This is a genomic window from Nitratireductor sp. ZSWI3, assembly GCF_024655565.1.
GTDB lineage: Bacteria > Pseudomonadota > Alphaproteobacteria > Rhizobiales > Rhizobiaceae > Nitratireductor.
This window is the reverse complement of sequence record NZ_JANKOF010000143.1, coordinates 1-5,023: the sequence shown is the minus strand read 5'-3', so window position 1 is coordinate 5,023 and position 5,023 is coordinate 1. Positions and strand designations below refer to the sequence as shown.

Here is a 5,023-nt window from a genome sequence, read left to right as displayed (position 1 = left end):
CGCGCGTTACAATCAGGCACCGATCTCGCACCTTTGATCTGATACTCAGGCTGCACGATGAGAGACGAATTTCTTCGCTTTCTTCGCGGTGCACTTGGCCGGCACGGGCACAGATCGCTGCGCCTCCATCTCCAGGCGGGCCTGGCGCAGCCTTTGAGTCTTGGCTTCGCGACTATCGGCTTCCGCCTTCATGATTGCCCGGGCCGCGCTGTCCGTGAGATCAGCCTTGGTCTGCGGACCCGGCCTAACGGTCCGAAAAAGATTGTCTTTGGTAATGGTTTCGGCCATGTCAACGGCCTCCTTCCCCGATTGGGCTGAATGCAAAAAGGCCGGGCTGAAGCCCGACCTCCTCGTATCGACGATCCGTGCCAGTACATCCGTGGTCACAGGTCGAAGATGGAGTTTACGCCGCTTGCAGATTGTCCGCGGCGGACTTGCCCGAGCGGCTGTCCTGGACGACGTCGAAGCTAAGCTTCTGGCCTTCCACGATGGTGTGCAGACCGGCGCGCTCGACAGCAGAGATATGGACGAACACGTCTGATGCGCCATCCTCGGGCTGGATGAAGCCAAAGCCTTTGGCGGCATTGAAGAACTTAACGGTTCCGATGGTCATGACGATTTCCTTTCAATCGCACGTTATGATTGTGCCGGCCGCGCATGACGCGGCAAGCGGTCGAGGTCGAAATTTGAGAGGGAAGATCGTCAGAGCGCCTGGAGCGCGAAAACAAAGTTCAGCAAACAAGATCGATTTCTAACATATAAGCCTCGCCGGTTTGCAAGACAAGGTGCCATCACACGGCCAACTGTCTGGCAGGACATGCGAGGGCTCCGCCGCAACGGAGCCGTTTGCGATATCGCGGGACGCTTGCTCGGGCTCAGCCTTCGGTGGGCACGGTATCGGTGGTGGATGTTTCGGGCACGACCACCCTTTCCGGCAAGCTTTCCAGAGCCAGGAGCCGCTCTGCACAGACATCCGCGGCGCCAGTAATCTGCTTCTCAAGGCCCGGAACGAAGATCCAGCCTCCGTCTTCGATGAAATTGTCTCGCTCGTAGGACTTGGCTTCCTTGAGCGAGACCAGATTGCCGGCGGCGTTTGCGTCGGCGGCAAAGGCGTCTACACAAATCGAGGCGACCAGTTGCTCGCCGGCGTCCCGGGATGCCTTTGCAGCCATTTCACTGGCGGTACCACCAGTGACCCAGCCGCCCCAGCTGAACCCGACGATCATCGCCGCCACAGCTCCAGCGCCCGCGCCAACGAGGGCGGGTTTCGTCCATACGGGGAATTCCATGAGATTGTCCAATCGACGTGAGGACAAGCACGCATGATCGCGTGCGAGTTGAAAAAGTATATCACGAAACCTGACAGAAAGCAAAATTCCGTTAAGTCTGTCATTGGCGACAATGCAGGCCAGAACCTGCCAGTTCGTCGAGAAATCCGCGCGGACAGGACAGCCCGATGGCAGTGCAAGATTCCAGCGAATATCCTCGCCTTCCCGGACGAATACTGGTACCGTTTGACCCGTCGGCAGCTTCAAACAGGGCGCTGCCGATTGAGGGTAGACATACGTGGTACCCCCGCCCCAGCCAAGGAAGGAGGACAGTCATGTCTTCCGCCTCGTTACATCCACAACATCCGACGTCGGCAGCCATGATCATCACGGTGGACGCCGTCGCATGAGATATCTTGGCAAACTGAGCACCGATCCAACGCTCTGGCTGCTCTTCCTCATGATCGGCGGTGCAGGAAGTGCTCTTCTGTACGTGGTCCTGACCAGCATCACTTTTTGAGCAACCATGTCGGGTCTTGGCACCGGGCCGGCACCGCCTATCGCTCGAAAGGAAGGAGGGATGCGGGAGAAGCACGACCACGTCTCCGACATTTACCACCAGAAGCGAAAGGCGAGCCGATGAGCGAAGCCATGCCGCACAGGGCCAGCACAGGGGAAATCCCTCGTTCTTGGACAAATCGTCCCGGCGCTCCTGTTATTCATCCGCCGTAGAACATATATGAAGGTGTGGCCTTAAAGACGCGGCCTCAGAAAGAACGCTTATAAAGATCGTTCCCTTCGCTGTTGTTAATCGACGCGCCGAAGGCATTTTTTACGCAACCGACCACCCGCGATCGATCGATCGATGCGCCGAGAATGACAGGCGGCCGCGCAGCCGACGACCGCACCGTCGGCGGTTGGAGGCTGAGCGTTTCCAAGCATCGCACGCGACGGCGGCCGGCGTGGCTGGATTGGGACAATCCTGCGCGATCACCACCTGCAGCACCGATCAGGTGAAGAGCATGACAGACCATCGTTTCGCAGTCTCGAGGCGCTGCCCGGCCGGGGGTCGCCGTAACCGAAGAACGGAGTTTGACAATGGCCAAGGGACAAAAGCGCAGCAACCGCGAGATAAGAAAGCCGAAGCAGAAGAAGGAGCCTGCGAAAATGGAGGCGCCGTTCGGCTCTCAAGTCAAGCAGGCGGGCAACAGCAATGTGCCACGCGACAAGACGAAGAGCCGAATGTGAGCGGGTTACAGTCCGCAGGCAGGTGCCGAAATGAAGGTGATCATCGAATTCTATAGGGTCCGCGCGGGCGATACCGCTTATGCAAGGGTCGGCCGTGTCACTCGCAGCGTGGCTGACGCCGACGACGCCATCAAGCTGGGCCAGATCGTTGCTGCTCTCGCTCGATATGCCGCAGGAACCTGATTTCGTTGCGATCCTGGACGATCAGGACAATGCTTTTTATTGCGTACCCGTCATCGTCGGTCGTGAATTCGGTTCAACCCAAAATGCTGAAATCAGCGTCTGGGAGAACGAGGGCGGTGCTGTCGACCACACGCCCCGTCAGGAGTGCTGCCAACCCGAAAGAGGCATTGGTGTCTCACTCCCAATACATGGAGATATGCAATCATGACGCTTATTTTTCCCAATAGAAGCCGCAGCTACGACGAAGCTGGGCAGCGTGTTCGCTTCGTCGGCCATGATGGCATGTTCGAGGTGCCGTTCTTCGTCGAGACTGATGCGCTCTCTACCGCAACCGCCGATGAAGCGGATTATCTTGCCGCGTTCGATGCAGCGCGCGCCACGATCCACGATGTCGCGCGCGAAATCTACGGGAATGCTCGCAGGACCATATATGTGCTGACGGCAGCGGATTTCCGGTAAGCAGGGACTTCCGGACCGCCCCGATGGGAAGACGAAAGAAAAGCTGGATGCCGCCATGACCGTTCGCACCACCGATACAGAGATCACATTCGCGCGGCCCTTCATGTTGAGCGCCTTTGAAGCTCGGCAGCCCGCGGGGACCTATCGACTGGTGGTCGACGAAGAGGAGATCTTCGGTCTTTCTCGCCTACCGGCGTACGGCCACGATGCTGCACATTCCAGCGATTTCCGTGCAAAGCGACCGATATCAGGTCGTCAAAGTCGATCCGGAGGAACTCGCGGCAGCTCTAGACGCGGATGCGCTCGCGAGCCGTCCTCACAAGGAATAGTCATTCATGCAGCACCTGGGCCGAATTCACGGGACTGGTGTCCTGAAATGTGCCAGCAAGACACTTTTCCGCATAGGCTACGATTTTGACGGTTTCTTGAGGAAGCCAGTGGAAGTGGTCGGCAGCGGCGAGATCAGGATGTCTCCCGACACGCTGCGACAGGTATTCGGTCGCAAGGATCTTCATCTCCTGACGGACGACGGGCGGCTTCTGAGCCTTCGCTTCTCAGAAAGACATTTACCGGAGGCCAGCGACGCCGCACATGTCGACGTTGCCGGGGACCTGCCGTCACCGTCGGAGTGGCGCAGCTGACGGTGCAAATCTCGGCTGCCCTGATCCTCCGCCGACTCACGTAGACGCGGGTTCCGCTCCCCGCCCGAAACCCTGCAGGAGTCACAGCTCCGACAAATCAGCCCATTCGGCGCCACTCACGCTCGGGCTGGAAAGGCACTCTCTTGAAATCGATCCCTCGCCTACACTGGCATCGTTCTCCATTGCCGCCATGGAACGATGGAGCGCCCGTGAGGGAGGAGCTTTTCAGCGCGGAGCGGCTCGAGCAGCATGCGGAAAGCCTCGCCGCCGCGCAACCGGTGACCGACCGGCCACCAGCCGTCCTGTCCCTGCACAAGAGGCTCGATAGCAATGCGGCCGTTCTGCTCGCCGCCTATCGGGCGAGTGCGGCTGAACTGGAGAGCGGCAGAAATGTGGTTCCCGCCGCGGAATGGCTTTTGGACAATTATCACCTGGTCGAGGAGCAGATCAGCGAGATCAGAGACGATTTGCCTCCCGGCTATTATCGCCAGCTGCCGAAACTGAGCGGAGGACCGTTTGCCGGCTATCCGAGGGTCCTCGGACTTGCCTGGGCCTTTGTCGCTCACACCGACAGCCTCTTCGACAGGGAGAAGCTGCGCCGGTTCCTCGTGGCGTATCAGCGGGTTCAGCCCCTGACGATCGGCGAGCTCTGGGCCGTGGCAATCACACTGCGCATCGTCCTTGTCGAGAATTTGCGCCGGTTGGCCGATCAGATGACCGTGGGCCGCGCCGCGCGCGCGGACGCAACGGCGCTCGCCGAGCGGCTTCTCTTGTCAGGCAGCCACAAATCCGCGCTCGAAACCGATATTGCCGTCCGCTCACCGGAGCCGTTGTCGGAAGACTTCGCCGCGCATCTGGCCAAATTGCTGAGGAACCAGGATCCGGCAACGATGCCCGCGCTCGGATTGCTGGAGGAACGTCTTGTGATGCAAGGCGTGTCGGTCGAAGTCGTGGTTCAGCATGCTCAGCAGAGGCAGGGCGCATCCAATGTCACGGTGCGCAATGTCATCACCAGTATGCGGCTGATTTCCGATATCGACTGGGCCGAGCTTTTCGAGAGCGTGAGCCTGGTCGACGAGCGGCTGCGAGTGGGAAGCGCCTTTGCCGCCATGGATTTCCCGACCCGCGACCTTTACAGGAATGCGATCGAGCAACTGGCCCGTGGCTCAACGTTTTCGGAAATCGAGATCGTGGACCACGCGCTCGATGCTACACGCCAAGCCG

7 protein-coding genes and 1 pseudogene are annotated in these 5,023 nt (G+C 59.5%); 5 read left to right on the top strand and 3 right to left on the bottom strand.

The window, feature by feature from the left end; all coding sequences use genetic code 11:
• Positions 1 to 45: 45 nt before the first annotated feature.
• The 3 genes from NUU27_RS24155 to NUU27_RS24145 all read right to left on the bottom strand — a co-directional run bounded on the left by NUU27_RS24155 (position 46) and on the right by NUU27_RS24145 (position 1,535).
• Complete coding sequence (locus NUU27_RS24155) at positions 46 to 288, bottom strand: hypothetical protein (RefSeq protein ID WP_257764852.1); 243 nt, start codon at positions 286 to 288, stop codon at positions 46 to 48.
• Positions 289 to 403: 115 nt separating this feature from the next.
• Positions 404 to 613 (bottom strand): cold-shock protein, encoded by a 210-nt coding sequence (locus tag NUU27_RS24150; protein ID WP_257764851.1) that lies wholly within the window; start codon positions 611 to 613, stop codon positions 404 to 406.
• A gap of 262 nt (positions 614 to 875) precedes the next feature.
• Entirely contained in the window at positions 876 to 1,535 is a 660-nt protein-coding gene (locus tag NUU27_RS24145; protein WP_257764850.1) for a hypothetical protein, read from the bottom strand.
• A gap of 831 nt (positions 1,536 to 2,366) precedes the next feature.
• Between NUU27_RS24145 and NUU27_RS24140 the strand changes: the two genes are divergently transcribed.
• From NUU27_RS24140 to NUU27_RS24115, 5 genes and pseudogenes are all read left to right on the top strand, one after another.
• Positions 2,367 to 2,516: a hypothetical protein gene (locus tag NUU27_RS24140; protein ID WP_163269301.1), complete on the top strand. Its 150-nt coding sequence runs from the start codon at positions 2,367 to 2,369 to the stop codon at positions 2,514 to 2,516.
• 94 nt (positions 2,517 to 2,610) lie between these two features.
• Positions 2,611 to 2,907 (top strand): hypothetical protein, encoded by a 297-nt coding sequence (locus NUU27_RS24135; protein ID WP_257764849.1) that lies wholly within the window; start codon positions 2,611 to 2,613, stop codon positions 2,905 to 2,907.
• A complete protein-coding gene (locus NUU27_RS24130; protein ID WP_257764848.1) occupies positions 2,904 to 3,158 on the top strand; it encodes a DUF1488 domain-containing protein in 255 nt (84 codons plus the stop codon). Before NUU27_RS24135 ends, NUU27_RS24130 begins: the two co-directional genes overlap by 4 nt.
• A gap of 335 nt (positions 3,159 to 3,493) precedes the next feature.
• The gene (locus NUU27_RS24120; protein WP_257764847.1) at positions 3,494 to 3,799 is read left to right on the top strand and encodes a hypothetical protein; all 306 of its coding nucleotides are present in this window, start codon (positions 3,494 to 3,496) and stop codon (positions 3,797 to 3,799) included.
• 209 nt (positions 3,800 to 4,008) lie between these two features.
• Positions 4,009 to 5,023 (top strand): annotated as a pseudogene (locus NUU27_RS24115) (glycosyl transferase); the annotation flags it as partial.